We start from the raw sequence: 23,215 nt of genomic DNA, 5'->3' as shown, positions 1-23,215 counted from the left end.
ATAATTAGTGAAACCCAAAGAGCAGATTTTTCAGCAGTAGCATTAGCGAGAGCTGAGGTAGTGCCCCAATAACCCAACTAAGTAGTAGCCAACGTAGTGGTTGAGCGGTAAGATAATACTGCGCAGTGATACTCGCCCCACTCATAAAGATGAAAGCTGCTATAAGATATGTCATATCTTTCTCAAACGAAAGACTCAGCAGTAGGGTGAATACCATCAGAGCTCCCATTCCCATTACAAATACATTAGGGGTGAACTTAAAGAAAAGCAGAAGAAGCAGTATCAGACACGACACTGCTAAGTTCATCAGATATACCCATAGTATGGGATAGTGGTCGATAGTAGTTATGCTAAAAGCTACTACCAACAGCATAACTATATAGCCGCAAAGTAACCATTTCTGCTTTTCGGCTGTTATGATGAAAGGGTGTTGTAGCCAGCCTCTCACAAACAAAATAAGATATATGAGTGAAGGCAGCGCTATGGTAACCAATAGCAGTAACAACCACGTAAATCTCACCATCTCAAAAGGTAAGAAAAACGGGATATTAAACAGCACTATCATCGCGCCGTAAATAGGCAACCAAATAGGGTGCGAGAAAAAAGATATGACGTAGCTAAAGCGCATAGTATATTATTCTTCAGTACTATCAGAAGTAGCCGTGGTATCAATCAGAGTGTTGCGCAAAGAGTCTAAAGCTGCTTGGCTCGCAGCCCCTTTGAAGTATTCTTCAAGCTCTTTTTCACCCATAAATAAACCTGCTTTATCTTTGAATATCGCCCATTGGGCAGCATAAAACTCCTTATCCAAAGTTTCGCTTAGCATCACTACTTCGCCATAGCGGTCTATGCAATACTGTATGCGTTTAGCATTGCTGTTTAGCTCACTTGCAGGCAGGTGAGTGTAATAATTAAGCTCTTCTTGATATTTCTTTATCACCTGTAGAGCGATAGCGCGTGCTTGCTCTTTCTTGCCTACTTTATAAGAACCTTGGATAAAAGGATCGAGAGTAAAGTAATACCCATAAGCATCTATCGGCATATTTTTCATCGCTATATCGATGATTTCAGAGGCTTTAGCGGTTTTTCCTTCTGCTATAAGCTGTTCGGTAAGGCGAGCGAGATTGCCGCGGAAAATAATACTGTTTTTGCGTGTTTCAGGGTCTAAGTAAATACCCTCTTTGCCCATATTGCCCCACGTCCATCGTTTTACGATATTGTACATCAGCTCAGAGTCTATGCGACCCATATCATAAGGATTATTCTTATCGATAGGCGTTTTGATAGGCACTAACTTGTATACAAGTCCGTCTAACTGTAAGTAGTCTTTCATCCACAGATATTCAGCGGAATCCATACTACCACCTGTGAAGTAGATAGGACGCTTCCAATCGTTGTTTGCCAAAATATCGAGCATCACTATGCGGGCTTTATCTATAGCTCCCGGTAGGGTAATATCGATATAATCTACTATCTTATCAGCATCTTCTGGTTTTACGATACCACTCTTCAGCACGTTTTCCTTATTCACCGGTATACGCAACTTATTGGTAGGATAGTAATAGAAATCTTGCTTATATTCGCCTGCTCCACGCGAACTACGTGTAGAAGGGTCGTCACTGGTAATCCAGTTTACAAAGTCTTTAATATTCCAACGGTTATCAGTGCGCTTTTGGTAGTAAATAGCCTCTCTTACTCCGTGAGCGTACTGTTTGTGTACCAACTGCCCTGGTATAGGGGTACTTTGGTAGGCTTGTCGCTTCATTTGGTCGATGTACCAATCAGTTTGTAATAAGCTAGTATTTATCACACGTACATCGGTGCGATAGCCCTCTATCTCTTGTGCGTACCACAGTAGGAAGGTATCATTATCACCTATGGTGAAAATCATAGCGTCTTTGTTTTCGGCTACCGATTCGAGGTAAGCATCGGCTATAAACTCGGCTGAGTATTTCTGAGAGCGGTCGTGGTCGTCCCAGTTTTGATACGCCATTACAGCAGGTACCGCTACAAGGCTAAGCACTGTGGCTGCTGTAGCTGCTATGTTGGGGTGTATATACTTGCGCGCAGCACTAAAGAGGGCATACACACCCAACCCTATCCAAATAGTAAAGGCATAAAACGACCCTACAAGAGCATAATCACGCTCGCGTGGCTCAAACGGACGTTCGTTTAGGTATATCTTAAGTGCCAAGCCCGTAAAGAGGAAAAGCACTAATATCACCCACGTTTGTCGTTCGCTCTTCATTGATAGGAATACAAACCCTAAAAGCCCTAAGAGGAAAGGAAGGAAATAATAGGTATTGCGCGCCTTGTTATTAAGCACATCGGAAGGGAGATGTTTTTGCGAGTCTAAGTGGGCACTGTCAATAAAGTTGATACCCGAAAGCCAGTTGCCGTGGTCGTTTTCGAGTTTGCCTTGTACGTCATCTTGCCTGCCGATAAAGTTCCACGCAAAGTAGCGGAAATACATATACCCGAACTGATAGTCGAATAAGTAAGCCATATTCTTCCAAAAACTCGGTTTTTCTACCTCTATATAATCGCGGTAGTCAGAAAGGAACTGGTCATAACGCTCTGCTGGCATCGGAGTTATCGACTGCTGACGCTGTATTTGTTGTAAAAACTGATATAGCTTAGGCTCTTGGTAGGCTTCTTCGCTAATCTTGAAGTCTAACTGCCCTGTTAGCTTCATATAGTTGGCAGCGTGCTGCGGACTCCACATACGCGGCAAAAAGCCCATTTGCTTTCTGTTAGAAGCTACTTGTGCATTCTTATATTGGTTTACGATAATATAACGCCCTGTAGTATAATCGCGTTCGTACTTAGGTTTGGCATCTTGGTAAGGGTAATCCTCGTCTATACCAGCGTATTTATCAGAGTACATAGGTCCATAAAACAAGTGCGTTTCGGGGTATTGCTCTAAGTTGTAGTACGCCAACAGCAAACGGGCATCGGTTGGACTATTTTCGTTGATAACTGTATCGGCATTAGAGCGAATAGGTATCATCAGCCAAGACGAAAAGCCTATAAATACAAAAAGCAGACACAAGGTAGCTGTCTGTAAGCGCACTTTCTTCTTCTGAGAAGCATATCTGAGTGCGAAAAAGAAAAACGCCACTAAGGTAAGCCCTGCGATAATAGTTCCCGAGTTAAACGGCATACCAAACGAATTGACAAAATACACTTCCAAATAACCAAAGTAAGCCAAGGTATATGGCAATATCAGTTTGAAGATAAGCAATAAGACTGCTATTGAAACTACATTAGCCAGAAGGAAGTTCCATACATTTTTCTTATAATGACTGTTGAAGAAATACAGCATACCGATAGCAGGAATAGTAAGCAGCGCCATAAAGTGCACCCCAAACGACAACCCTACTACCAACGAGATAAGCAACAACCAGCGGTCGCCGCGTGGCTCGTGCAGACTATCCGTCCACTTGATGCCCAACCAAAACATCACCGACATAAAGAGCATAGCCATAGCATATACCTCAGCCTCTACAGCATTGAACCAGAAGCTATCAGAGAACGTATAAGCCAACGCCCCTACTACCCCACTACCCATTACAGCTATTGTATGAGCTACTGATAGGGTATTGGCACTGCGCAAGGCTATCTTTTTTGCAAGATTGACGATGATAAAGTAGAGGAAGAAAACTGTAAATGCACTTGATAGCACCGACATATAGTTCACCAGCAAGGCAATTTTGTCGGTATTAGGCGCAAAAGCAGCAATAAAAGCCCCCATCATCTGAAAGAAAGGCGCTCCGGGTGGGTGACCTACCTCTAATTTAGCTGAAGTAGCAATATATTCGCCACAATCCCAAAAACTTACTGTAGGTTCTACGGTAAGGCTATAGGTAACTAAAGCAATAGCAAACACTGCCCACCCTACGATAAGGTTGTATTTCTTAAAGAGTTTATCCGTCATCATAACAAAATTAATATCAAGACGCAAAGGTACGGATAATTTAATAATTAGCAAATTAAACCTTCCTTTTTATTTTCTCCCTAAAAAAGCTATATTCATCTATTACTTTTATGCGCTTACGAGAGAAAAAAGTCTTTAGTAAATGATAGTCTTCAATGCTCAGTTTAATGTATAGCAAATAATCTATTTTCGAGGTATAAACCTGCATACGAGGATGTATTCTCGTAGACTTTCCTTGCTTTTTGGCAAAAAAGTGAATGTGATGAATACTATTTAAGGGAATAGTATTAGTAAGCTGTTCTTTATTAAAAATATAAAGTGACTCATTTCGTATTTCTAAAGCGTAGAAACTAGCCTTATAATTCCTTATAAAATCATAAGCAAAAGCTACTATAATAGCCATTAAAATAACTATTTCTACATACTCTATAAAAGGAGTATTTTCACCTTTCTGTTTCTCCATAAAATCTTGTACTGCCTCCCAAAACAACATCCTCACAAAAAAAACACAAAAGAAAACAAGCAAGACAGCCTGCATAATTCTATCATTAATGGCTTTCACTTTAATAACAGAAGGCAATTCTCCTTTTGCATATTGATTATATCTGATACGCCTATCGACCACCCATAAATAAGCAAATAAATATAATAATACAAAAAAGCCTAACGGAGAGAATAAACTTATCAGCTCATTTATAAAATCTTTATCGCTAAAGTCTGGTAAAGGTTTCTGCCATAAAGCATATAATAAATTGACAATCAACGCTATAATTAAAATTATACGCGCTATTTTCAGTAGCTTTTCGGCAAAAATCAATTGCTTTTTAGGATCTTTTTTTGTTATAACATTCATTATAAATTATCAAATTAAAAAAAGGCTCTCTTTTTTATGGTAAGAGAGCCTTTTTTAATTCGTACTAATATCTTTTGTTAAACGTTTATTTTACTTTTTCTACTATAGCTTTGAACGCTTCTGCGTGGTTCATTGCTAAATCGGCAAGAACTTTACGGTTAAGCTCTATGTTAGCAGCTTTTAGTTTCCCCATAAATTGAGAGTATGAAAGTCCGTGTAGGCGAGCACCTGCGTTGATACGCACGATCCAAAGCGCACGGAAAGTTCTCTTCTTATTACGGCGGTCGCGGTAAGCGTACTGCATCGCTTTTTCAACAGCGTTCTTGGCTACTGTCCAAACGTTTTTTCTGCGGCCAAAGAAACCTTTGGCTTGCTTCATTATCTTTTTTCTACGAGCTCTGCGAGCTACAGCATTTACTGATCTTGGCATAAATTCTTTTTTTAATTTTTTGTAGCAGGTGGTTTAGCTTAAATTAAACACTTAGGGGTACCTGCTCCACGGTTATTAAATGTCCTACTAATAAACAATTATTTTAAGCCTAATTGTTTCTTCACGCTTGCCTCGTCATTAGTATGTACAAGGGTAGCGTGGGTGAGCGCTAACTTGCGTTTTTTAGCTTTCTTAGTTAAGATATGGCTCTTAAACGCGTGTTTTCTCTTGATTTTTCCAGAGCCGGTAAGCTTGAAACGCTTTTTAGCTCCAGATTTGGTTTTAATTTTTGGCATTTGCTTCTTGAATTTTATGTCGATATTAGTACGTTTCTTTTCAATTCAGAATTTAGAATTCAGAACTATTTCTTTTTTGGCAGCGGGGCTAAGAACATCGTCATACGTTTGCCTTCGAGCTTAGGCATTTGCTCCACCTTACCATAGTCCTCAAGGTCGGTAGCCAAGCGCAATAATAGTATTTCGCCTTGGTCTTTATAGATGATAGAACGCCCTTTGAAGAACACGTATGCCTTCACTTTCGAGCCTTCTTTGAGGAACTTTTCGCCGTGTTTCTTTTTAAACTCATAGTCGTGGTCATCGGTCTGAGGGCCAAAGCGTATCTCTTTGATGACTACTTTGGTAGCCTTAGCCTTCATTTCTTTGTCACGCTTCTTCTGTTCGTAAAGAAATTTCTTGTAATCAATTACTTTACAAACTGGAGGGGTCGCGTTAGGCGAAATCTCTACTAAGTCGAGTTCTAGCTCTTCAGCGATTTCTAATGCTTTTCGTGTAGGATAAACGCCGCCTTCGATGTTTTCTCCTACCAGACGAACCTCTGGCACTCTAATCTCGCGATTGATGCGATGAGGGTTTTTGTCGTCTCTGCCCGGTGTGTTAGTTTTCTTAATAATGGCTATCTAAATTTTAAATTACTTTCAGTATTCTGATTTGCCGATTTGTCAATTTGCCAATTTGACGATTTGCCAATTTTGTATTGACTAATTAGCAAATTTGCTAATTGATTTGGCTACTTCATCATTGATGAGCTTAGCAAAAGCCTCTACGCTCATACTGCCCAAATCTTCACCTCCGCGCTTGCGTACCGATACGGTACCTTCTTTCTCTTCGTTCTCGCCTACAATTAGCATATAAGGCACTTTTTGGGTCTCTGCTTCGCGTATTTTTTTGCCCATTGTTTCGGCACGATTGTCTATCAGGGTGCGAATATCGGAATTTTCTAGCAATCTCAAAACTTTTTGAGCATAATTTTCATATTTTTCGCTCAACGATAGTACAATCGCTTGTGTTGGATTAAGCCATAATGGGAAGTTTCCAGCAGTGTGCTCGAGCAAAATAGCTACGAAGCGCTCCATACTTCCGAAAGGCGCACGATGTATCATCACCGGTCTATGCATCTCATTATCAGCACCTTTATACCATAGGTCGAAACGCTCTGGCAGGTTGTAATCTACCTGAATAGTGCCCAGCTGCCAGCTCCTGCCCAAGGCATCTTTCACCATAAAGTCGAGTTTAGGACCATAGAACGCCGCTTCGCCTGTTTCAATCACATAATTCAACCCTTTTTCTTTAGCAGCATTGATAATCGCATTTTCCGCTTTTGCCCAATTCTCGTCAGTACCGATGTATTTGGTTGGATTATCAGGGTCGCGCAATGATACCTGAGCGGTAAAGTTGTCGAACCCAAGCGAACCGAATACGTACAATACCAAGTCGATAACGTGCTTAAACTCAGCATCTAACTGCTCTGGAGTACAGAAGATGTGGGCATCGTCTTGGGTAAAGCAACGCACGCGGGTAAGTCCGTGTAGCTCACCACTCTGCTCGTAGCGGTATACCGTACCAAACTCAGCAAAACGCTTAGGCAAATCTTTATAACTCCAAGGGTGTGAGTTGTATATCTCGCAGTGGTGCGGACAGTTCATAGGTTTCAATAGGTACTCTTCACCCTCATTAGGGGTAGCTATCGGCTGAAAGCTATCTTTGCCATATTTATCCCAGTGACCTGAGGTAACGTATAGGTTTTTATGCCCTATATGAGGGGTAACCACTTGTTCGTAGCCTGCTTCTTTTTGTGCTTTTCTAAGGAAAGCCTCCAAGCGCTCGCGTAGGGCAGCTCCTTTTGGCAACCACAGTGGCAACCCTTGACCTACTTTGTTAGAGAAAGTAAAGAGTTCGAGTTCTTTGCCCAGCTTACGGTGGTCGCGTTTTTTGGCCTCTTCTAAGAGGGTTAGATATTCGGTAAGGTCTTTCTGTTTCGGGAAAGAAATACCATACACGCGTGTTAGCTGAGGGTTGTGCTCATCACCACGCCAGTAAGCCCCTGCGGCGCTGAGTACTTTCACTGCCTTTACAAAACCTGTGTTAGGGATATGCCCCCCGCGACAAAGGTCGGTAAAGGTGCTATGGTCGCAGAAAGTGATAGTACCGTCTTCGAGCGCCTCAATAAGTTCAGTTTTATATTCGTTTTTGCCTGCGTAGTATGATAGCGCTTCAGCTTTGCTAACGGCGCGCATCTTGAAGAGGTGCTTACCGCGGGCTATCTCTAAGAATTTAGCTTCGATAGCAGGGAAATCTTTTTCGGAAATAGGTTTGCCATTGAAATCTACGTCGTAATAGAACCCATTGGCAATCGCAGGGCCTATGGTGAGCTTAATACCTGGGTATAGCTCTTCGAGGGCTTGTGCCAGAATGTGGGCAGATGAGTGCCAGAAAGCTTTTTTGCCTTCGGGGCTATCCCACGTATATAATACCAAGCTACCGTCAGTGGTCAGAGGGGTTACCGTTTCTATAGTTTTGCCGTTGAAAGCGGCAGATAACACATTGCGCGCCAAACCTTCACTAATGCTTAGCGCTACTTCAGCAGGGGTAATCCCACTGTTAAACTCTTTTACAGAGCCATCAGGTAGAGTAATTTTAATCATTTTTGCTATTTGATTTTTAGTGTAGTTGTAATTTGAAAGTGCAAAAGTACAAAATAATTAGTAAATGAGCAAATTTGAAAATTTATTAACACAAAAAAGTTTCTTGTAATTCATTGATTATTAATATTCCTCCTGCCAACTTCAAAGGGAGAGATGTAACGGTCAGTATACACGAAAAACTTTTTGCACAGCCTCTGTAATACTATTTTAGTACAATAGAACCCTCTTGCTTTACTTTTAGTTACATACACTTGTCCAGCTTTTCTTCTATTCTTCTGTCAGCTCATTAAAATTGATGTCATCATGAAGACTAAGTATACAATTTGTCTACCAGTTCCTCTGCCAATTTTCCTGATTCTGTCAGTTTATAATCTTTATCAAAGCCATATATATCAAGATAATCTAATGCTAAATCTCTTATTTTATCCATATCATCTTCAGATAACTCAATAATGACTATATGATTATCCTTATAAAAAACGTTAGTAATTATAGATTGTTTTATTAAATCTTGCAAAAAATAATATTGTTTTATCGTTAATTTCACTCTTTGCATAATCTTTTTGCTTTTTTAGTTGAAGTTGGATTAACAGATATATCCATTTTTATTTAGATAAATTGGTGTTTGTTGATTGTTACTTATTTCTAAAAATATTCCTATCTTCTAAGGAAAAAAGACGGGGTGTTTGTAGCGTTTTTACTAATTTCATTTGTGCATTAACTTCATCTCTGACAATACTCTTATCCATATTATCAAAAAGATACCCCCATTTATACGAGGCGATGATATACGAAATAACTTCCATAGGCGCATTGATAGCACGCTCTCCATACCTTTCTACCTTTTGTTTTATCCCTTTGTAAATTGCATCAAAGCGACCTATCAAGAGAAGAATACACAGTTCAGGCAATATTTCATCATCATAACTTTCGTATTTTTGCTGTAGAACATTCTTAGGATTTATAATTTCCCCTTGTTCATCTATTACAAAAGGATAGGTTTGTTCAAAAATAGACACTAACACTTCTCTTTTTTCATCTACTTGATATAACATTTCTGAACAAGAAAAATACATTTCACTAAATAGGGCGTATTCCTCTGGATACGCCTCTTTATAAGTGGCTAACACATCAAACGGATAGGATATATTCCACAAATTCCAAAACAGTATATTATCCTTAGTAATATACTGAAATTCACGTTGTATATATTCCTTATATTCTTTATATTCCATAAATTAACATTCCACTCATTTTTAGTTGACCCTATTTTATACCTCACATTGTGGAATATGTTCTTTTAAAGATGCTTTTAGCTCCTTTGATATACCTTTAGCATCTTCAATGTTTAAACTTTTTAGTACAGGCATTTCTAAAAAGGTCTCTACATTTTTCAGTTTTTTACAATTATACAACAAAAGTTCCTTTAGATAAGGAAAATCTAAAAACATAGCGCAATCTATTTCCTCTTTTATAGAAAACAATCTGACTATTTCTAAGGCTTTAAAGTAGGAAATTTTAGTATAATCAAAGCCCTTTTTAGGAGATTTGGCGCTGACTATTTTCAAGTTTAAATGTTTAAGATGTTCAAAAATATCTACATTCCCTACTTCATCAAGCACGACAGCCTCCAAGTCCTTAAATTCTTTAATAGTATGAATGGTATTAGGATTAAAGAGTTCTACCTCTATCCATTTTAAGTTAGAGACTACCTCTCGAGAAATACCCAACAAATCTCCGTTATCATCTCCTAGTATTCTAAGGCACTCCAAATTCTCCATTTTTACAAGGGGATTCCAAGAATAATGTTTGCCTGCCTGCTCTTCCTCTCTTGACAAGTTATCAAGGGTTAATGATATAAGATGGTTAGGTAGCTGTTCCTCCGATAAAGGCAGAAACTGAACGGGAATTTGTAAGGCTTTAAGAGATGAAAGCCTTGCTATCTCATTAGGAAAATGAGCTAATGACGGCTTCTCTAATATAAAAGATAGAAAAGCAACCTCATCTTCCTCAAAAGGAAAATCCCCCCAAGATTTTCTTATATTAAACAAATCTCCTCTGTTAGTACTGTCGTCTGTATTTAGCCAAGACCTTCCTATATCAAATAGATATTTATCTCGTTCTCTAATAATTAATTTTTTATACATAGAGTGTTTTTAAACTTTGTGTTTGCTAATACACTATGAGAAACGCAACTGTGTGCTTATTACCTATTATGGCAAAGTAGTATGCTCTAAAATAGTTATAAACTCGCTGAATGTATCGCATATAAAGTAAGTATTACAATCGCTATTGGAAGCCTAAAAACTCCTGAAAAGCAAGGGCTTTTGCTTCACTATCTTTATTTATTGCTTCTATTTTCATACTTGTAAAATACTTGTTTTATCAATCGGTAAAGCGTTGAAAACTTTTAGTCCTGAAAATCATCATACTCAAAGTAATGCTCAATAGCTCCTAAAAGGACGTCTGTATCCTCGGTAGTTAGCAATTCATTATGATCAAACTTATTGTCAATAATGTCTTGAAAAATTCCTACTCCTGAAAAGTAAGCTACTTCAAATTGGGCTAATGATTCGGGAACTTCTCCATACTTAGTTTCAACAGAATTTTGTTCTTTATCCTCATTACTTGATAAAACCCAAAATGCTGCCTCTTGATAATTGTCCTTTTTTTCTCCTTCGATATAAATTATACCAGGGTAAGGCAATTGCTTATAATCTTTGATAAGCTCTTTTATTGTTTTGTAATGTTGCATATTGATATATAAATTATTTCGCTAATTATTAAATTTAGAAATGATTTTTAATTTTTGAATTGAATCTGCCTGGCATAGAATATTTTTCTATCATTTTTTATAGTATAACTTTAATCTAAACAAGGAAAATTTTCAATTTTTCTAAAAACATTATTAACAGATTCTTTTTGCTTATTGGTGATTTTAAAATTTTTATATAGATATTTTAGTATAGAGTTTAAGAAATCTACTGAATAACCCTTTTTAATAGCTTTTTTAATCCAAAAAGAATATGAATAACACTTATGCAAATTATTTAACTTAAAAATTTCTGGAGCAGCATTCTCTATATTTAAAATATGTTTAACTTCATCATTCGTCAAGTCTTTTTTATCAAGAAAAACTGTATAATAATCTTTTAGAGGTTTATATGAAACTCCTTCAAATTCTTTTATAAGTTTATTTTCTCTAAGCTCAATGTATTCTATTGCCTTTTTCTTATTATCATCATCCCTACAAATATTTTGATGATTTCTAAGATGATTTCTTTCTTGATTCTCACTTTCTTCATCTTTCAAATTTTCTCTAATGTATCTTGTAAAATCAGGTATTGATTTTAAATCTACATTTACATTCTTTTCAGCACAATAATATCCAGAAGAAAATACTTCTCCTGTATTAGTATTTTTAACTACATACACTTTTTGTGAAGTTAGTTTCTTATTACAAAAATGGCATCGCTCAATTTCTATTGTAAAATCTTTCCTTAATAATTCATAATTAGTCATCTTCTGTTATTTTAGCTATTTTTTTCTTACTAAATACGAAAGTTAAATTATCTTACTGATTATAAACATACTCTTACTGGCATTCTCCAAAGGGAAAATGCGACATAAAAGCAACTTTAATCTCTATAAAAACCTACTTTTAAGTTTTCTTTCTCTATTAATTTCTTTAAAGTATTACTTACAACGAAATTAGACATATATTTGGCATCTCTAACTATTAAAAGATTAGGGTCGATATCTTCTTTTATAATGATAGGATCATCTATGATTGTGCCACCTCTTGCTAATTCTCTATGACCTGATTTTTCATAGTCTATTATAGGCATTATAGTATTAATTCTCACGGCGTAGAATAGATAGGAATCATTCTTTACCAGTACTTTACAAGGTACAAAATCCATTTCTCCATTCAAATGAGGTTGAATTACTTCTTTGAATCTTGCACTAAAAACAGGAATACCTCCCATTATTACATCTTCCAAATAATCTACTTCGAGAAGGATTTCTTTAGTCAGTCCTTCTTGAGCTATTGCTATTAGTTCTAAATTTTCAATAGGTTCTCGTTGATTAGAGAAAAATATATTCCTAACCCTATCATAAGAACCTTGTATCTCAATATATGAGTCACTATTTGAAATTAAAAAATACCACATAATTTATTCTAATCTTTGTGTTTTATAATAACTAGAATTATTCCTCTACTTTAGGATTATCTTTTAACCATTCTTGAATGTTCTTTGCTTCATTGAGTAAAAGGGCTCTATCTACATCGGAATTATCGTTAGGAATACACTCAACGTTGATATAGACTTGCTCTCTCGGCTGATTGATTGAGAAAATACCCTCTTGATCCATTTTTTGCATCGCTTGTACCATTGCCGAGACTCTTAGTTCAAACTCTCGCACTATTTCATCTTCATCTTCCATATCAAAAATACTAGGATATGTATTTAATAAACTTTGAACAGGCTTGAAATACTCTTCACCAAAAGCGTAATAAGGCGAATCGGCAAAGTTCCATTTGTATAACCAAATTTCTTCTTTAGGGTGTTTAGGTATCTCTCTGTCCAAGGCTTCATAAGACCAAGCCGATAGAATAGGTGCATACCCCTCGGCAGGAGCAAGTAATACACAATTGTAATAATGTTCCTTGTTCTTAAACAATTCCAAGAATGCTTCTTTAGCACACTTATAGATAAGCTGACTTAATGCTTCTGTTCGCGCTTCTTCTGTCATTTTAATTTGATTCTATTTGTTGAAAATATTTCTGAGGGTTTATTACCTATTATGGCAAAGTAGTATGTTTTAGTCCTGAAAAGTAAGCTGCGTCAATGATAAAACCCAAAATGCTGCCTCTTGATAATTGTCCTATTTTTCTCCTTCAATATAAATTATTTTGCTAATACTTTGCGTAACTCTTCTATATCGGGTAATACACGCCGAAGCTGTTCTGGCATTTCAGCAGTGGTGGTATAGCGTGCTACTCCCATTGGTTTATGATAATCTTGAATAACGTATTCTACAAAATCTTTATTAAAATCTTTGCAAAGAATAATGCCAATAGTAGGATTTTCATGTGGTTTCTTTACTGTATCGTCTAAAATTCGCAAATAGGTAGTTAGCTGTCCGAGATAAGAGGGTTTAAAATCCCCTTTTTTGAGTTCTACACATACTAAACAGTTAAGTTCGCGGTTGAAGAAAAGCAAATCAGGATATTGTTCTACCTCAAATACTTCTAAATGATATTGATTTCCTACAAAAGTAAAGTCTTTACCAAAAGTCATAATAAAGTTTTTAACATTATGGATAATTTGCTGTTCTACTACCCGTTCGTCTATATCAGCAAGGTCTCGCTCTCCTATTTCTTCTACATTGATAAAATCAAGTAAATACTCATCTTTGAACATCTCTACTGCTTTACGCGCTAAATACTTAGAGGGAAGCGTTTGAGCAAAGTTATTTGGGAGAGGTTGTGTGCTATAAATATTTGCAGAAAGCGCTCGTTTTAAAGAAATAACGGATGCTTTATTTTCAATCGCCCAATGAATATAATACAGACGTTGTTTGATATCTTTTACTTCTTTTAGAATTTCAAGATGATGAGTAAAAGGCAGTGATAAAAAAGAAGAGGCTGAAAAAGTATCAAAATGTGGCGTTAATACATTCTGCAATTTAGAAATTGTAATTTCCAAATCACCAATCTCTTTTTTTTCAACAACTTGCAATTCGGCAGTTACAACTGCCGAATTAGTATCCAGCTCCTTCCAAGCCTCATAAAAGGCACGCATATTTTTAATATTGCGTTCACTAAAGCCACGAAGCCCTGGTAGTTCTTTATGGAGCTGTTCGGAAATAGCTTTTATGGCTCCTGTGCCCCATACCCCTTTACGGGTATTCTGAGAGACATAGCGTCCTACACCGTAATACAAGGAGAGTTGTGCAGCATTCACTTGTTTAGCCGCAGTATACTGACTGCTAAGAATGGCTTCTTTTATCTACTGAGCAGCAGAGGTATAAGAGTTTTGTGGAGTGTTCATTTTCATAGGGGTAAGATTTTGATACCGCAAAGCTACAGAATAATTAGCAAATTAGCAAATCGTCAAATCAGAAAAATATTCCCCCATACCTCCCCTTTACTTCAGATATAGGAAGGATATAAGAACACTGGAGGAACACTATAGCATCACCAAAAGGACAACCATCTACCAACCCTCCCAAAACCAGAAAAATATTCTACTGCCACCCAAAATTTGCTAATTTGCTAATTTTCTCATTTGCTAATTTGCAAATTATACCCTACCTTTGCCCCGAAATTATAACACCAATGAGTAAATTACTAATCGTAGGGAGTATGGCTTTTGACCAGATTGAAACTCCTTTCGGAAAAAGCCATAAAACTATGGGCGGCTCGGCTAACTATATCAGTTTATCAGCCGCTATGTTTCACGCTCCCTCTGCCGTAGTATCGGTGGTAGGCGATGATTATCCTTCCGCTTTTATCGATGCGCTCTCTCAGAGGCATATCGATACCTCGGGCATAGAGGTAGTAGCTGGCGGTAAAACTTTCTTCTGGAGCGGTAAGTATCACAACGATATGAACTTACGCGATACACTCGATACCCAGCTTAATGTTTTGGCGGACTTCTGTCCTGTTGTGCCTACCCAATTCACCGATGCCGAAGTAGTGATGCTCGGCAACCTACACCCTTGCGTGCAAATGAAAGTACTCGACCAGATGAGTACCCCTCCGAAATTGGTGATAATGGACACGATGAACTACTGGATGACCCATACCCACAAAGAACTTTTGGAGGTTATTGCCCGCATAGATGTGCTGACTATCAACGATGAGGAAGCTCGCCAACTAACGGGTGAGTACGCTTTAGTAAAGGCTGCCGAACGCATTATGGCAATGGGTGTGAAGTACGTTATCATTAAGAAAGGCGAACACGGGGCGTTGCTTTTCCACGCCGATAAGGTGTTCTTTGCCCCTGCCCTACCTTTGGCTGAAGTGTTCGACCCTACAGGGGCTGGCGATGTGTTTGCCGGTGGTATAGCGGGGTATTTGGCCAAAACAGCCGATTATAGTTTCGAAAATCTTAAGAATGCCCTTATACACGGGTCTAATTTAGCCTCGTTTTGCATCGAAAAGTTCGGTACTGAGCGTATGCTAAGTCTTACGGAAGAAGAAATGCAGGAACGATTGCAGCAGTTTAAAGACTTAACACAGTTTGATATAGTTGTTAGTCGCTAGATGCTAGTCGCTAGATGCTAGTCGTTAGTGGTTAGTCGTTAGTCGCTAGAAAGAGACGCTGAAGCTAGTCGTTAGTGGTTAGTCGCTAGTCGCTAGAAAGAGACGCTTTTTTGATGCTAAAGACTAAAGACTAAGGACTAACGACTAAAACATACTAACGACTAAAACATACTAGCGACTAAAGACTAAGGACTAACAACTAAAACATACTAACAACTAAAGACTAAACGATATGATTTACAAAAGAAGTAGCGAGTTATTCGCAGCCGCACAACAAGTACTCCCTGGGGGGGTTAATTCGCCTGTACGCGCTTTTAACGCTGTAGGGGGCAATCCTATTTTCATCAAAGAAGCCAGCGGGGCTTATCTGACCGATGAAGATAACCGCAAATATATTGATTATATCGCCTCTTGGGGCCCTCTTATCTTAGGACACGCTTATCCGCCTGTGATTGAGGCTGTAACCGAGCGTGCTAAAAAAGGTACTTCATTTGGTATTCCTACCGAAGTAGAAGTACAAATAGCCGAGCTGGCTGTCTCTATGGTGCCTAATATCGACAAAATTCGCTTTGTAAATAGCGGTACTGAGGCTTGTATGAGTGCTATACGCTTAGCGCGTGGTTATACTGGTAGAGAGAAGATTATCAAGTTCGTAGGTTGTTATCACGGGCATTCTGATGCTTTTCTGATAGAAGCTGGTAGTGGTGGTGCTACTTTTGGTACGCCTAACAGCCCTGGGGTAACGCAAGGCACTGCCAAAGATACACTTTTGGCAAATTATAACGATTTGAGTTCAGTAAAAGCCCTTTTTGAAGCCAATCCGCAGCAGATAGCCTGCGTGATTATCGAGCCTGTAGCGGGTAATATGGGTTGCGTACCTCCTGCTGAAGGTTTTCTAGAAGGATTAAGACAGCTATGTACTGACAATGGGGCTTTATTGATATTCGATGAAGTGATGACGGGCTTCCGCTTAGCTAAAGGGGGAGCGCAAGAAGTGTTTGGTATTAAGGCTGATATTGTTACCTTTGGGAAGGTAATTGGTGGCGGACTACCGGTAGGGGCTTTTGCAGGTAGCAAAGAGGTGATGAGCTATTTAGCACCTGAAGGACCTGTATATCAGGCGGGTACTCTAAGCGGTAACCCTCTGGCAATGAGCGCCGGACTGGCAATGCTCACTGCTCTTAATGAGCAACCAGAGGTATTTGAAAGTCTTGCTAAGAAGACTGCCTACCTGCACGAAGGCTTCCATACGGTACTTGAGAAGTCGGGCATACCGCACCAAATCAACAGTTTTGGCTCGATGTTTACTCTCTTCTTTACTGAAGAGCCTGTAACCGATTTTGCTTCATCATCAAAGAGCGATACAGCGCGTTTTAGGAAGTATTTCCACGGAATGCTACGCGAGGGTATCTACCTACCGCCGAGCGCTTTCGAGAGCTATTTCCTTAATGATGCTATCACTTATGAAGATTTAGATAAGACCATCAAAGCACTCACAAGAGTAACAATGGAATTATAAGCACCTATAAAGCAAAAAAATAACGGCTATTTGCCGTTATTTTTTTGCTTTTATTTTATCTTATTTCTACTTGGCGGTTACTTCATAGCCTTTAGCTGCAAAGGCTTCGACAAGCGCTTGTATGTGGTCAGTGCCATTAGTCTCTACCGTGATGAGTACCTCTTTGTCGCGGAAGCGCGATAGGTTCTTAAATTGGTTGTGTGCCAACTTCACTATATTAGCCCCTACATCGGCAATGATATGGGTAATCTTAGCCAATTCACCAGGGCGGTCAGGTATGCTTACTGCAAAGTTAAAGATACGATCACGGCTTATTAAGCCCTTGCCTATCATCGATGATATCATCAGTACATCTATATTACCGCCACTCACTACAGGTACTACTTTCTTGCCGCGTTCAGTGAGCTTCTTAAGGGCTGCTAAAGGCAATATACCTGAGTTCTCGGCTATAATCTTGTGCTTTTCGGCCAAGAGTAGAAAGGCTTCAGTCAGTTCATAGTCATCTACGGTTACCACCTCATCTACGTACTGCTTGATACAGTTAAAAGTAAGGTCGCCAATGCGTTTTACGGCAGTACCATCGGCTATAGTATTAGCTTCGGGTAGGGTAACGACCTTGTTCTTCTTAAGGGCTTCAGTAGCTGATGCCGCTCCGCTAGGCTCTACCCCTATTATCTTAATATCAGGTTTAATCATCTTAGCCGCTGCGGCAATACCCGATATAAGTCCGCCGCCGCCTATAGGCACTACTATCACCTCAGTATCGGGCATTTCTTCAAGTATTTCGAGGGCGATAGTACCTTGTCCTTCTAATACATCAATATCGTCAAAAGGGTGAACAAATACATATCCTTCTTGCGCTTCAAGCTCTTTAGCTTTCTGGTAAGCATCGTCATACACATCGCCGTAAAGCACTACCTCAGCCCCATACTTCTTAGTCGATTGTACTTTTATCAAGGGTGTAGTTTTAGGCATTACTATCACTGCTTTGATGCCTAGCTCTCGGGCAGCATAGGCTACCCCTTGCGCATGATTGCCTGCTGACGAAGCTATCACTCCGCGCTTCTTCTCTTCTTCTGTAAGTTTATTAATCTTGTTATAAGCCCCACGTATCTTAAAGGCGCCTGTCTTCTGTAGGTTTTCAGGCTTTATATAAATCTGATTTCCTGATTCTTCACTAAAAATCGGACTGTAAATAAGATGCGTAGGTAAGAGCACTTTTTGCAAATGCTCGCGTGCGGTAGTAAAATCTTGCAATTTCATATTATTATAAAGTTAATGTGTCAATTTATTAATATATCGGCTTATTGATGCACTTGTACTTGTGGGAAAGGTATTTCTACCCCAGCAGCATCAAAACGCTCTTTAATGGTCTCTAACGTACGAAAATAGCACTCGTTATAGTTAGCGTTCATACACCAATAGCGCAATGATAGGTTTACCGAGCTATCAGCAAGGGCTTCTACATACACTACAGGCTCAGGGTCTTTAAGGGCTAAAGGCTCTTGGCTGGCTATCTCTAGTAGTATCTCGCGTGCTTTCTGTATGCTAGAGCTATAGCCTATACCTACTAACACATACACCCTTCTTTTCTCTTCTCGACTGTAGTTGATAATACTATTACCAAATAGCTGTGTATTAGGTATGATAGCCTCTTCGTTATCAGGTTTATTGAGCGTTGTAGCAAATAGCCCTATATTTTTAACCGTTCCTTTTTGTCCGTTAGCTTCTATGGTATCGCTCACGCGGAAAGGCTTGAATATCAATATCATTATACCGCTAGCAAAGTTAGAAAGAGAACCTTGCAATGCTAAGCCAATTGCTACGAAACCACTGGTAATGATAGCAATAAACTGGGTAGCGGGCAGTCCTATCACCTGTACTATGGTCAGGAAGAGCGCAATGTGTAGTACCCAGCGCACTACCTGCAATAAGAAGTTTTGTAGGGCAAGGTCTACCTGACGACGCTCCATTATGCGCTTTATCAATTTAGTTATAAAGCGAATGATATACTTACCAGCGTAATAAAGCGCAATAGTACCGAGCAAGGTAGGCACGTATTTAATAAGGTCTGTAGTCCAAGTCTTCAAAAGTATTTGAAGGTCTGAAGTAGTAATTTCTGTCATACTTAGTTAGCTATTAGTTAAATAAAAGTTCGCGATATTTAGTCAGAGTCCACAGCTCATCATCAATCATTAGTTCTAGTTTATCGCAGTGGTAACGTATATCGGCAAAGAATGGTTTTACCTCATTGCAATAAGCATCGGCTCTTTCTACGAAGGTAGCCAGATGGTTAGCGCGTTTTCTCGCTTCAATCATTGCCTCCACAGTGCTGTGTATTACCTTAATGTGCTCAGAAATATGCCTAATAAGCTCTATTTGCTCCGAAGCCACTTCCTGATAAGCATCACCGAAAATCTCTTTAAGCCCGCGCACGTTTTCTATCAGCGTATTTTGGTAGCGCACTGCCGTAGGTACCACGTGGTTACGCGCAATATCGCCCAATACACGCGACTCTATCTGCACTGTCTTTACGTACTCTTCAAGGGCAATTTCATAACGGGCAATAAGTTCTACTTTGCTCAGTACCCCCATTTCTTCAAAGAGAGCAATCGCTTTATCAGTGATGTTTTCTCTAAGCGCTTCAGGGGTAGTCTTATGATTAGAAAGCCCTCTACGCGCAGCCTCTTCTTCCCACGCCTTGCTGTAGCCATCGCCTTCAAAACGGATAGCCTTAGAGCTCTTCACATAAGCGCGCAATACCCTAAAGATAGCATCTTCTTTCTTCATTCCGCCCTCAATTAGGCCATCTACTTCTTTTTTGAAATCGATAAGCTGTTTGGCCACTATAGTGTTAAGCACCATCATAGGCTTGCCGCAATTGGCTTTAGAACCTACCGCGCGAAACTCAAATTTATTACCGGTGAAAGCAAAAGGCGACGTGCGATTGCGGTCAGTAGTATCAAGGAAAAGGTCTGGTATCTTGCCTACTACATTCAGCTTCAGTTCGGTCTTATCTTTACCCGAAACCTCCTCACCCGACATATTCTCCAGCGCATCGAGTACCTTGTTCAGCTGTTCGCCTATAAATACCGATACGATAGCAGGCGGAGCTTCATTTGCTCCCAGACGATAATCATTAGTTGCCGAGGCTACCGAAGCACGCAACAAAGGCTCATACTCGTGTACTGCCTTAATTGTGCATATAAAGAAAGTGAGGAATTGTAAGTTTTTCTGAGGAGTCTTGCTCGGGGCAAAGAGATTCACCCCAGTATCTGTCACCAGCGACCAGTTATTGTGCTTACCCGAACCGTTTACGCCTGCAAAAGGTTTTTCGTGAAATAGCACCACAAAGTCGTGACGTTCAGCCACCTTGCGCATCACGTCCATCAGTAGCGAATTTTGGTCTACTGCCAAGTTAGCTTCCCCAAAGATAGGCGCCAACTCAAACTGATTAGGCGCTACCTCATTATGACGCGTTTTTACCGGAATACCAAGCAACAAACACTCTTGTTCCAAATCGCGCATATAGGCAAGCACCCTGCTCGGGATAGCCCCCAAATAATGGTCGTCAAGCTGTTGCCCTTTAGCCGCTTCGTGTCCTAAGAGCGTTCTGCCGGTAATCATCAAATCCGGACGTGTAGTAGCAAGCGTTCTGTCAATCAGAAAATACTCTTGTTCACACCCTAACGTACAAGTCACCTTGCTAACGTTCTTATCAAAATAACGAGCCACCTCAGTAGCAGCTTGGTCTATGGCACTCAACGCTTTAAGTAGGGGCGTTTTGTTATCCAAGGCCTCACCCGTATAAGCGATGAAAATAGTAGGAATACAAAGCACCGTACCATATACGAAAGGTGGCGACGAAGGGTCCCAAGCCGTATAGCCTCGTGCTTCAAAAGTATTGCGAATACCCCCGTTAGGAAAGCTAGACGCATCGGACTCTTGTTGCACCAGCTGATTACCCGAAAAACGTTCTATAGCACTATCACGCGTTACGGGCTCAAAGAAAGCATCGTGTTTTTCGGCAGTACCACCCGTCAGAGGCTGGAACCAGTGCGTATAATGGGTAGCCCCTTTAGAGATAGCCCAGTCGCGCATAGCTGCGGCCACTTGGTCAGCCACACGCCGGTCTATTTTGGTGCCGTATTGAATAGCGTTCATCACCGCATCAAAAGCTTCACGTGTCATCAACTGACGCATTGCCACCTCGTTAAACACATTAATGGCAAACAATTCAGAGCGTTTGCCATTTTCAGCCACTTGTAAGGGCTTCTTATTTTGTACACTATTAAGGGCGTTAAATCGTAACATAAAGGTCAAGTGTTAAAAGGTTAATACTAACACACGGCAAAAGTAGAAAATAATCTCAAATTTTCTATCAATATATTAAAACTTTTTTTGCACTCTATTCTTATCCATAATGTTTTAGCTACAATCCCAAATAAAAAAATCCCCTCCTCAAACCTACAATTTCTCAAATCTCTAGTGTTACTCTCTGAACTTTTCCATTTCGGCTTCGGTACAATCAAAAAAGCCAACGACTTCTTTACCCTTTGCATCAATATAATTTTCTTGTGTTACATAGGTTATAGCCCCTGTGGTGAGATCTTTTACAGCGAATACCCAAACCGCTGCCCCTCTTAATTGGTTATAAACAAGTATTTTGAATTTTTTCAAGTGAAGTATATTGGTAGCATATTCCTCTATTTGTGCAGGTAATGGTGCTATACCCTTAGTCTTGACTTTCATTTTGTAATTTCGGTTATACACTAGATTGTCCTTTATACCGGTTACCAACAGATAGTTTTTAGCCTTTTCTACGTCTTCTTTTTCATTTCTTGAAGTGCTTTTTACCAAGAAGATTTTCTTATCTGAGACTTTGTATATGTAATAAACGGCGGTATCGTTATGCAACGTTTCGTTTTTCTTTTCGCAATCGCCATATTGCTCAAAAGTTAGGGCATTGAGGCGTACATACGAGGGGGCAATAAGCTCAAATGTTCCTGTTATAGAGGGGAAACAGTCGTTGCCACAAGGGGCAAAGTAAGATGATTTATATTGATTTTTGTTGTTCTTTTCAAATACCGTTGCAATACCTGATACTTCATCTTCGTCTTTTGTAAGTTCAAATAAGTTGCAGTCTTCTTCTTTGAAGTTACCCAACAGAGTGTTGGTTATCCATTCGCCTTTTAAGGGATTTTGTGCATACATTGAAGACGCACATAGTAACAAAGTTATTAAAATATGTTTCATAGCTATTTTTTTTAGGTGTTAGGTGCAATCCCAGTTATATGAATTTATATCATATTTTAGGTAATTTTTGAGAGTTTTCAGCAATTGTTTTCTCATCGTGTGCGACTTTGCGTTCTAATTTCTTAATATCTTCAGCGGGAGGCAATTCTTCTGGCTTGATACCACGCTGACCTAACATTTGTCGCACACTTTGATTATTCTGTACGTGTTCCTGCGTAATAGCAGATTCTCCGTGCAAATCATTACTTTCCACATTGTAATTGGTCATTTCAGTAGCGAGGTTTTTAGCAGCAATCGTAAGCGTTGGCAAGAAATCAGCCAAAGGTCTGTTAGCTTTTACTCCCAACCGCAGCTTCATATCCTCAGTAGTATGTCCGCCAAAAAGAGCGGTATCACCTTTAGAACGGATACGCGCAAAGCCTTTATCATCAACGCCACGCTCATAAATGTTTTGCGAAAGTTGCTTTTCAGCACTTCTGAGTTTATCGCGCGTTTCTAAACGAGAAAGCAAGTTAAGACGTTCTTCTATAAGTTCTGCCTTGCGGGTTTGCACAGCAAAATAACTCTGAGCAAAAGCAACTTCCTCCTTTTTAGGGTCGCCATTCTGAGCAATGAGATAGCAAGCATAACGAGTAAGCATAAAATCCATAATTTCACGCTTCGAACCACTACCTAATTCGACCATTTTCGTGACCTCACGAAAATGGTCATCTACATTGATTTGCTGCGACTTACACGAAGCCACTGCCCTATGTATCGCTACCAAAAAGTTCTCCCATCGGGCATAGCCTAATATGGTTTGCAATTCACGAGCAAACCAAACCTCTATTTGCTCTTTGGCATCTTCACCCTCTATATGACGAGTGATACCATCAAATTGGTTTTTATACTGCAAAATACTGTTTTTATCCATAATATGTTGGTTTAATAATTATCTTCCCAGTGAAAAAGCACATCGCCGAACTTATAATTCCTTATTATCACCCATTACTAACGGCAAAAA

22 protein-coding genes are annotated in these 23,215 nt (G+C 39.4%); 2 read left to right on the top strand and 20 right to left on the bottom strand.

The window, feature by feature from the left end; translation table 11 throughout:
* Nucleotides 1-4: 4 nt before the first annotated feature.
* The 15 genes from C8P65_RS05475 to C8P65_RS05405 form a co-directional block, all read right to left on the bottom strand.
* Nucleotides 5-628, bottom strand: coding sequence for a hypothetical protein (locus C8P65_RS05475; protein WP_107781935.1), 624 nt, complete (start codon nucleotides 626-628; stop codon nucleotides 5-7).
* 6 nt (nucleotides 629-634) lie between these two features.
* Nucleotides 635-3,937, bottom strand: a complete 3,303-nt coding sequence (locus tag C8P65_RS05470; RefSeq protein ID WP_245887339.1) for a DUF2723 domain-containing protein — start codon at nucleotides 3,935-3,937, stop codon at nucleotides 635-637.
* A 55-nt stretch (nucleotides 3,938-3,992) separates the two neighbouring features.
* Nucleotides 3,993-4,790 carry a hypothetical protein gene (locus C8P65_RS05465; protein WP_107781933.1) on the bottom strand — a complete coding sequence of 266 codons (798 nt, stop codon included), beginning with the start codon at nucleotides 4,788-4,790 and terminating at the stop codon, nucleotides 3,993-3,995.
* Between the two features lie 85 nt (nucleotides 4,791-4,875).
* Nucleotides 4,876-5,220 carry a 50S ribosomal protein L20 gene (gene rplT, locus C8P65_RS05460; RefSeq protein WP_009389968.1) on the bottom strand — a complete coding sequence of 115 codons (345 nt, stop codon included), beginning with the start codon at nucleotides 5,218-5,220 and terminating at the stop codon, nucleotides 4,876-4,878.
* A gap of 98 nt (nucleotides 5,221-5,318) precedes the next feature.
* The gene (rpmI, locus tag C8P65_RS05455) at nucleotides 5,319-5,516 is read right to left on the bottom strand and encodes a 50S ribosomal protein L35 (protein WP_009389967.1); all 198 of its coding nucleotides are present in this window, start codon (nucleotides 5,514-5,516) and stop codon (nucleotides 5,319-5,321) included.
* Nucleotides 5,517-5,581: 65 nt separating this feature from the next.
* The gene (gene infC, locus C8P65_RS05450) at nucleotides 5,582-6,127 is read right to left on the bottom strand and encodes a translation initiation factor IF-3 (protein ID WP_084063412.1); all 546 of its coding nucleotides are present in this window, start codon (nucleotides 6,125-6,127) and stop codon (nucleotides 5,582-5,584) included.
* A gap of 90 nt (nucleotides 6,128-6,217) precedes the next feature.
* Nucleotides 6,218-8,161: a threonine--tRNA ligase gene (gene thrS / locus C8P65_RS05445; RefSeq protein WP_107781932.1), complete on the bottom strand. Its 1,944-nt coding sequence runs from the start codon at nucleotides 8,159-8,161 to the stop codon at nucleotides 6,218-6,220.
* A gap of 310 nt (nucleotides 8,162-8,471) precedes the next feature.
* Nucleotides 8,472-8,717, bottom strand: a complete 246-nt coding sequence (locus tag C8P65_RS05440; protein ID WP_107781931.1) for a hypothetical protein — start codon at nucleotides 8,715-8,717, stop codon at nucleotides 8,472-8,474.
* Nucleotides 8,718-8,796: 79 nt separating this feature from the next.
* A complete protein-coding gene (locus C8P65_RS05435) occupies nucleotides 8,797-9,396 on the bottom strand; it encodes a hypothetical protein (protein WP_107781930.1) in 600 nt (199 codons plus the stop codon).
* Nucleotides 9,397-9,432: 36 nt separating this feature from the next.
* A complete protein-coding gene (locus tag C8P65_RS05430) occupies nucleotides 9,433-10,308 on the bottom strand; it encodes a hypothetical protein (protein WP_107781929.1) in 876 nt (291 codons plus the stop codon).
* 263 nt (nucleotides 10,309-10,571) lie between these two features.
* Entirely contained in the window at nucleotides 10,572-10,916 is a 345-nt protein-coding gene (locus C8P65_RS05425) for a hypothetical protein (RefSeq protein ID WP_107781928.1), read from the bottom strand.
* Between the two features lie 110 nt (nucleotides 10,917-11,026).
* Nucleotides 11,027-11,683: a hypothetical protein gene (locus tag C8P65_RS05420; protein WP_107781927.1), complete on the bottom strand. Its 657-nt coding sequence runs from the start codon at nucleotides 11,681-11,683 to the stop codon at nucleotides 11,027-11,029.
* Between the two features lie 116 nt (nucleotides 11,684-11,799).
* On the bottom strand, nucleotides 11,800-12,336 hold the full coding sequence (locus tag C8P65_RS05415) for an imm11 family protein (protein ID WP_107781926.1): 537 nt from the start codon (nucleotides 12,334-12,336) through the stop codon (nucleotides 11,800-11,802).
* 37 nt (nucleotides 12,337-12,373) lie between these two features.
* Nucleotides 12,374-12,919 (bottom strand): DUF4303 domain-containing protein, encoded by a 546-nt coding sequence (locus C8P65_RS05410; RefSeq protein WP_107781925.1) that lies wholly within the window; start codon nucleotides 12,917-12,919, stop codon nucleotides 12,374-12,376.
* A gap of 155 nt (nucleotides 12,920-13,074) precedes the next feature.
* Entirely contained in the window at nucleotides 13,075-14,133 is a 1,059-nt protein-coding gene (locus C8P65_RS05405; RefSeq protein ID WP_245887333.1) for a PDDEXK nuclease domain-containing protein, read from the bottom strand.
* 374 nt (nucleotides 14,134-14,507) lie between these two features.
* Between C8P65_RS05405 and C8P65_RS05400 the strand changes: the two genes are divergently transcribed.
* Together C8P65_RS05400 and hemL are read left to right on the top strand one after the other, a co-directional pair.
* Nucleotides 14,508-15,437, top strand: coding sequence for a PfkB family carbohydrate kinase (locus C8P65_RS05400; protein ID WP_107781924.1), 930 nt, complete (start codon nucleotides 14,508-14,510; stop codon nucleotides 15,435-15,437).
* 232 nt (nucleotides 15,438-15,669) lie between these two features.
* The gene (gene hemL / locus C8P65_RS05395) at nucleotides 15,670-16,956 is read left to right on the top strand and encodes a glutamate-1-semialdehyde 2,1-aminomutase (protein WP_107781923.1); all 1,287 of its coding nucleotides are present in this window, start codon (nucleotides 15,670-15,672) and stop codon (nucleotides 16,954-16,956) included.
* A 66-nt stretch (nucleotides 16,957-17,022) separates the two neighbouring features.
* Here the strand turns inward: hemL and ilvA are convergent, their stop codons facing one another.
* The 5 genes from ilvA to dinD all read right to left on the bottom strand — a co-directional run bounded on the left by ilvA (nucleotide 17,023) and on the right by dinD (nucleotide 23,125).
* Nucleotides 17,023-18,219, bottom strand: coding sequence for a threonine ammonia-lyase (gene ilvA, locus C8P65_RS05390; protein WP_107781922.1), 1,197 nt, complete (start codon nucleotides 18,217-18,219; stop codon nucleotides 17,023-17,025).
* A gap of 41 nt (nucleotides 18,220-18,260) precedes the next feature.
* The gene (locus C8P65_RS05385; protein ID WP_107781921.1) at nucleotides 18,261-19,082 is read right to left on the bottom strand and encodes a mechanosensitive ion channel family protein; all 822 of its coding nucleotides are present in this window, start codon (nucleotides 19,080-19,082) and stop codon (nucleotides 18,261-18,263) included.
* A gap of 13 nt (nucleotides 19,083-19,095) precedes the next feature.
* Nucleotides 19,096-21,270, bottom strand: coding sequence for a glutamine synthetase III family protein (locus C8P65_RS05380; RefSeq protein WP_107781985.1), 2,175 nt, complete (start codon nucleotides 21,268-21,270; stop codon nucleotides 19,096-19,098).
* 177 nt (nucleotides 21,271-21,447) lie between these two features.
* Complete coding sequence (locus tag C8P65_RS05375) at nucleotides 21,448-22,212, bottom strand: hypothetical protein (protein ID WP_211305883.1); 765 nt, start codon at nucleotides 22,210-22,212, stop codon at nucleotides 21,448-21,450.
* Nucleotides 22,213-22,261: 49 nt separating this feature from the next.
* Nucleotides 22,262-23,125 (bottom strand): DNA damage-inducible protein D, encoded by an 864-nt coding sequence (gene dinD, locus C8P65_RS05370; protein ID WP_107781919.1) that lies wholly within the window; start codon nucleotides 23,123-23,125, stop codon nucleotides 22,262-22,264.
* Between the last annotated feature and the right edge of the window lie 90 nt (nucleotides 23,126-23,215).

Source organism: Capnocytophaga leadbetteri, assembly GCF_003054025.1.
Taxonomy (GTDB): domain Bacteria; phylum Bacteroidota; class Bacteroidia; order Flavobacteriales; family Flavobacteriaceae; genus Capnocytophaga; species Capnocytophaga leadbetteri.
The sequence above is the reverse complement of the archived record's forward strand: the minus strand, read 5'-3'. Positions and strand labels throughout refer to the sequence as shown.

Bases quoted from the DNA above. Each gene is read 5' to 3' on its own strand.
- C8P65_RS05410 (WP_107781925.1), bottom strand. From the start codon at position 12,919: ATGACAGAAGAAGCGCGAACAGAAGCATTAAGTCAGCTTATCTATAAG.
- C8P65_RS05385 (WP_107781921.1), bottom strand. From the start codon at position 19,082: ATGACAGAAATTACTACTTCAGACCTTCAAATACTTTTGAAGACTTGG.
- C8P65_RS05475 (WP_107781935.1), bottom strand. From the start codon at position 628: ATGCGCTTTAGCTACGTCATATCTTTTTTCTCGCACCCTATTTGGTTG.
- C8P65_RS05420 (WP_107781927.1), bottom strand. From the start codon at position 11,683: ATGACTAATTATGAATTATTAAGGAAAGATTTTACAATAGAAATTGAG.
- C8P65_RS05470 (WP_245887339.1), bottom strand. From the start codon at position 3,937: ATGACGGATAAACTCTTTAAGAAATACAACCTTATCGTAGGGTGGGCA.
- C8P65_RS05425 (WP_107781928.1), bottom strand. From the start codon at position 10,916: ATGCAACATTACAAAACAATAAAAGAGCTTATCAAAGATTATAAGCAA.
- hemL (WP_107781923.1), top strand. From the start codon at position 15,670: ATGATTTACAAAAGAAGTAGCGAGTTATTCGCAGCCGCACAACAAGTA.
- ilvA (WP_107781922.1), bottom strand. From the start codon at position 18,219: ATGAAATTGCAAGATTTTACTACCGCACGCGAGCATTTGCAAAAAGTG.
- C8P65_RS05465 (WP_107781933.1), bottom strand. From the start codon at position 4,790: ATGAATGTTATAACAAAAAAAGATCCTAAAAAGCAATTGATTTTTGCC.
- C8P65_RS05375 (WP_211305883.1), bottom strand. From the start codon at position 22,212: ATGAAACATATTTTAATAACTTTGTTACTATGTGCGTCTTCAATGTAT.
- C8P65_RS05430 (WP_107781929.1), bottom strand. From the start codon at position 10,308: ATGTATAAAAAATTAATTATTAGAGAACGAGATAAATATCTATTTGAT.
- C8P65_RS05380 (WP_107781985.1), bottom strand. From the start codon at position 21,270: ATGTTACGATTTAACGCCCTTAATAGTGTACAAAATAAGAAGCCCTTA.
- C8P65_RS05400 (WP_107781924.1), top strand. From the start codon at position 14,508: ATGAGTAAATTACTAATCGTAGGGAGTATGGCTTTTGACCAGATTGAA.
- C8P65_RS05440 (WP_107781931.1), bottom strand. From the start codon at position 8,717: ATGCAAAGAGTGAAATTAACGATAAAACAATATTATTTTTTGCAAGAT.
- C8P65_RS05415 (WP_107781926.1), bottom strand. From the start codon at position 12,336: ATGTGGTATTTTTTAATTTCAAATAGTGACTCATATATTGAGATACAA.
- thrS (WP_107781932.1), bottom strand. From the start codon at position 8,161: ATGATTAAAATTACTCTACCTGATGGCTCTGTAAAAGAGTTTAACAGT.
- C8P65_RS05435 (WP_107781930.1), bottom strand. From the start codon at position 9,396: ATGGAATATAAAGAATATAAGGAATATATACAACGTGAATTTCAGTAT.
- rplT (WP_009389968.1), bottom strand. From the start codon at position 5,220: ATGCCAAGATCAGTAAATGCTGTAGCTCGCAGAGCTCGTAGAAAAAAG.
- dinD (WP_107781919.1), bottom strand. From the start codon at position 23,125: ATGGATAAAAACAGTATTTTGCAGTATAAAAACCAATTTGATGGTATC.
- rpmI (WP_009389967.1), bottom strand. From the start codon at position 5,516: ATGCCAAAAATTAAAACCAAATCTGGAGCTAAAAAGCGTTTCAAGCTT.